Genomic DNA, 2751 nt, shown 5'->3' on the forward strand with positions numbered 1-2751 from the left:
AGAAATCAACCGAGATTCCCTGAGTAGCGACGAGCGAACGGGGACTAGCCCTTAAGCTGGAATGGTTCTAGAAAAACAGCCTGGAACGGCTGGCCATAGAAGGTGATAGCCCTGTATTTAAAAGGGCCACTCCAGTGAAGACGAGTAGGGCGGGGCACGTGAAACCCTGTCTGAACATGGGGGGACCATCCTCCAAGGCTAAATACTACTGACCGACCGATAGTGAACCAGTACCGTGAGGGAAAGGCGAAAAGAACCCCGGAGAGGGGAGTGAAATAGATCCTGAAACCGTGTGCGTACAAGCAGTAGGAGCTCGAAAGAGTGACTGCGTACCTTTTGTATAATGGGTCAGCGACTTACTGTTCGTGGCAAGCTTAACCGTATAGGGGAGGCGAAGGGAAACCGAGTCTGATAAGGGCGCATAGTCGCGGGCAGTAGACCCGAAACCGGGTGATCTAGTCATGGCCAGGGTGAAGGTGCCGTAACAGGTACTGGAGGCCCGAACCCACGTCTGTTGCAAAAGACGGGGATGAGCTGTGATTAGGAGTGAAAAGCTAATCGAACCCGGAGATAGCTGGTTCTCCTCGAAAGCTATTTAGGTAGCGCCTCATATGTATCCTCTCGGGGGTAGAGCACTGTTATGGCTAGGGGGTCATCGCGACTTACCAAACCATTGCAAACTCCGAATACCGAGACGGACTGTATGGGAGACACACGGCGGGTGCTAACGTCCGTCGTGAAAAGGGAAACAACCCAGACCCACAGCTAAGGTCCCAAATTCACTGCTAAGTGGAAAACCATGTGGAAAGGCACAGACAGCCAGGAGGTTGGCTTAGAAGCAGCCACCCTTTAAAGAAAGCGTAATAGCTCACTGGTCGAGTCGGTCTGCGGGGAAGATTTAACGGGGCTAAGCAGTGAACCGAAGCTTGGGGTGTGCATATTTATATGTACGCGGTAGAGGAGCGTTCCGTAAGCCGTTGAAGGTGGATTGAGAAGTCTGCTGGAGGTATCGGAAGTGCGAATGCTGACATGAGTAACGATAATGCGGGTGAAAAACCCGCACGCCGAAAGCCCAAGGTTTCCTTGCGCAACGTTAATCGGCGCAGGGTGAGTCGGCCCCTAAGGCGAGGACGAAAGTCGTAGTCGATGGGAAGCAGGTTAATATTCCTGCACCTCGCGTAAGTGCGATGGAGGGACGGAGAAGGTTAGGTGTACCCGGCGTTGGTTGTCCGGGGGAAAGGCGGTAGGTTTGGATCTTTGGCAAATCCGGGATCCTTCAAGACCGAGCACCGAGACGAGTCTTTAAGACAAAGTCACTGATACCACGCTTCCAGGAAAAGCTCCTAAGCTTCAGCTTACGCAGACCGTACCGTAAACCGACACAGGTGGGTAGGATGAGAATTCTCAGGCGCTTGAGAGAACTCGGGTGAAGGAACTAGGCAACATGGCACCGTAACTTCGGGAGAAGGTGCGCCCTTTTTGGTGGCTCATGCGAGCTATAGCTGAAGAGGGCCGCAGAAACCAGGCCGCTGCGACTGTTTATCAAAAACACAGCACTCTGCAAACACGAAAGTGGACGTATAGGGTGTGACGCCTGCCCGGTGCTGGAAGGTTAATTGATGGGGTCAGCCGCAAGGCGAAGCTCTTGATCGAAGCCCCAGTAAACGGCGGCCGTAACTATAACGGTCCTAAGGTAGCGAAATTCCTTGTCGGGTAAGTTCCGACCTGCACGAATGGCGTAACGACAGCGGCGCTGTCTCCACCCGAGACTCAGTGAAATTGAAATCGCTGTGAAGATGCAGCGTTCCCGTGGCAAGACGGAAAGACCCCGTGAACCTTTACTATAGCTTTACACTGAACGTTGAGTTCGTCTGTGTAGGATAGGTGGGAGGCTATGAAACTGTGGCGCTAGCTGCAGTGGAGCCATCCTTGAAATACCACCCTGTCGTGCTTGACGTTCTAACCTGGGCCCATTATCTGGGTCGGGGACCGTGTATGGTGGGTAGTTTGACTGGGGCGGTCTCCTCCTAAAGAGTAACGGAGGAGCTCGAAGGTACGCTCAGCGCGGTCGGACATCGCGCACTGTGTGCAAAGGCATAAGCGTGCTTGACTGCAAGATCGACGGATCAAGCAGGTAGGAAACTAGGACTTAGTGATCCGGTGGTTCTGTATGGAAGGGCCATCGCTCAACGGATAAAAGGTACTCCGGGGATAACAGGCTGATACCGCCCAAGAGTTCATATCGACGGCGGTGTTTGGCACCTCGATGTCGGCTCATCACATCCTGGGGCTGTAGTCGGTCCCAAGGGTATGGCTGTTCGCCATTTAAAGTGGTACGCGAGCTGGGTTCAGAACGTCGTGAGACAGTTCGGTCCCTATCTGCCATGGGCGTTGGAGATTTGAGAGGGGCTGCTCCTAGTACGAGAGGACCGGAGTGGACGAACCTCTGGTGTTCCGGTTGTCACGCCAGTGGCATTGCCGGGTAGCTATGTTCGGAAGCGATAACCGCTGAAAGCATCTAAGCGGGAAGCGCGCCTCAAGATGAGATCTCCCGGGGCACAAGCCCCCTGAAGGAACCATATAGACTATGTGGTTGATAGGTCAGGTGTGTAAGTACAGCAATGTATTGAGCTAACTGATACTAATGATCCGTGTGGCTTGACCATATAACCTCAAGTTGCCTTGGCCGACATGACATGTCGATGGATACCAAGTGCACGCTACGTCACAAGACCTATGAGAGGCTGGCGC

The 2751-nt window shown here is 53.5% G+C and carries 1 rRNA gene (running past one end of the window); it reads left to right on the top strand.

Annotation, left to right across the window (positions count from 1 at the left end):
* Positions 1 to 2666: ribosomal RNA gene (locus C2U58_RS19675) — 23S ribosomal RNA — on the top strand (it extends 213 nt beyond the left edge of the window).
* The last annotated feature ends 85 nt before the right edge of the window (positions 2667 to 2751 follow it).

The sequence above is a fragment of the Stenotrophomonas sp. VV52 genome (assembly GCF_002893095.1).
Classification (GTDB): domain Bacteria; phylum Pseudomonadota; class Gammaproteobacteria; order Xanthomonadales; family Xanthomonadaceae; genus Stenotrophomonas; species Stenotrophomonas aracearum.